Here is a 2,511-nt window from a genome sequence, read left to right as displayed (position 1 = left end):
GTGCGCCCGTAAAGGGAATTTGACGAATGTCGCTTTGGCAAGCGACTGGGCAAGTGTTTAAAATGCCCATTAACAACCGCTAACCGGAGGGGAAAACCCCACAAGGGAACATAGCACGTTGGTAAAGCCATAAGTCAGCCAACTGTCAGGCTGCGACCGAATGGCAAGTTAAAATGATAGATATGAGGATAAAGCCTGCATTGGTTGAACGATAGTCCGAGCAGTCGTATCCTTGGGCAATGACGGAAGACAGTTGAATAATTCTTCGGAATTATACCGTTATGTTGCGGTACTACACTGATGACACGTAGCAGGAGTAGCATAAACTTACCGCAAGGCAACTACCATAAGTAGTAAAGGACGAAAGTCGTATCCGACAATCTATCGAGCCAAATAGTCGTCAAATTTCTAAACGGGGATTGCCTAAACCGGAAAGCCAGTTGTAGGGCTATGGGGTCTGCCCCTGAATATCCGGCATGGCAACGGAGCTTCCATAGTAGTCTGAGCAGGGTAACGCCTTGTACATGGCGAAGGGGAGCAGCTAATTAAGTTTAACAATTTAAAGGAAGATGTGAGAGACATGAGAAATCCAGAAAATGTGTTGAACAGTCTGAGTAAACACAGCGGTAACTTGAACTATAAGTTTGAGCGGCTGTATAGAGTGCTGTTTAACGAGGAAATGTTTTATGTAGCCTATCAGAATATTTACAGCAAGACAGGCAACATGACGGCAGGAGCCGATGGTAAAACCATTGACGGAATGAGTATTGACCGAGTTGAACAACTGATTGGCAGTCTTAAAAATGAGACTTATCAGCCTAATCCGTCCAAAAGGACGTACATACCTAAGAAAAACGGGAAAAAACGTCCGCTTGGCATACCCTCTTTTGATGATAAGCTGGTACAGGAAGTAGTCAGAATGATACTTGAAGCAATCTATGAAGGTAGTTTTGAACATACTTCACATGGGTTTCGTCCCAAACGAAGTTGTCATACTGCTCTTATAGATATACAAAAGACATTCACTGCCGTGAAATGGTTTATTGAAGGCGATATTAAAGGATTCTTCGACAATATCAATCATGACGTACTGATTAATATTCTTCGGGAACGTATCGCCGACGAGAGATTTTTGCGGCTTATCAGAAAATTCCTGAATGCCGGATATGTGGAAGACTGGGTATTTCATAGAACGTACAGTGGAACTCCGCAAGGCGGGATTATCAGCCCAATACTGGCTAACATCTACCTTGACAAGTTCGACAAGTACATCAAGGAATACATCAATCGGTTCAATAAAGGGGTAACAAGAAAAGGCGACGCTCGATACAAGCTCTACGAACAGCGAAGATACCGACTGGCAAAGAAACTAAAGAATGAGAAAGATGTAAAGGTAAGGAAACAGATGACCGCCGAAATTAAGCGGCTACGAGAAGAACGGAACAACTATCCGGCACGTAATGAAATGGACAGCAGTATCAAACGGTTAAAATACGTGAGATACGCAGATGACTTTCTGATTGGAATTACCGGTAATCTTGAAGACTGCAAAACAGTAAAAGAGGATATTAAGAATTATTTGAATGAAGCTCTTAAACTGGAACTGTCAGACGAAAAGACACTGATAACCAATGCGCAGAAACCAGCGAAATTTCTCGGATATGACGTATTTATACGTAGGTGTAACGATTTACGTAAGGATAAGTACGGTAAAACGGTTCGTGCATTCGGACACAAGCCTGTATTGTACCTGAATTTTGAAACGATGCGGAAGAAACTCTTTGATTATAAAGCCGCAAGAATCGCGGTCGTCAATGGCAAAGAGGTTTGGAAATCCATCGTCAGAACGTACATGCTGAACTTGGATGACTTGGAAATAGTCAGTCAGTTCAATGCCGAAATCCGAGGGTTCTATAATTATTACTCAATAGCCAATAACAGCTATGTCATCAATTCTTTCTATCACATTATGTCATACAGCATGTATAAGGTATTTGCGAACAAATACAAATCATCTGTAAAGAAAATACTTCTGAAATATAAAAAGAACAAGTTTTTCCAAGTGGCATATGAAAATAGCAAGGGTAAGACACTTTACCAATCATTTTATCATGATGGTTTCAAACGCAAAAAGGTTGCAGGGAATATTTACTGTGACACTATTCCACGGACAGTTTCCATAACAGGTGGACGTAACAGCCTTATGGAAAGGCTGAAGCTCCAAGTTTGCGAATTATGCGGTGCTACCGATAAACTCGAAATGCATCACGTTCGCAAACTTAAAGACCTGAAAGGTAAATCCGACTGGGAAAAGAAAATGATAGCTCGAAGACGAAAAACTTTGGCTGTCTGCTCAAAGTGTCATGCAAAAATAGACCCCGACCGAAGAATCAGACTGAATTAATTAGTGGAGAGCCGGATACAGGGAGACTTGTAAGTCCGGTTCGGAGGCGAGTACTCGGAAACCTACCATAGAAATATGACAAGGCGCTGGGTGCTTAGCCTACACGT

1 protein-coding gene is annotated in these 2,511 nt (G+C 42.0%); it reads left to right on the top strand.

Annotation, left to right across the window (positions count from 1 at the left end):
• The first annotated feature begins 580 nt into the window (after nucleotides 1-580).
• On the top strand, nucleotides 581-2,404 hold the full coding sequence (locus OCV73_RS14380) for a reverse transcriptase/maturase family protein (RefSeq protein ID WP_032845029.1): 1,824 nt from the start codon (nucleotides 581-583) through the stop codon (nucleotides 2,402-2,404).
• Nucleotides 2,405-2,511 lie beyond the last annotated feature (107 nt).

The organism is Barnesiella propionica (assembly GCF_025567045.1).
Taxonomy (GTDB): domain Bacteria; phylum Bacteroidota; class Bacteroidia; order Bacteroidales; family Barnesiellaceae; genus Barnesiella_B; species Barnesiella_B propionica.
This window is presented reverse-complemented; position numbering and strand designations above follow the sequence as displayed.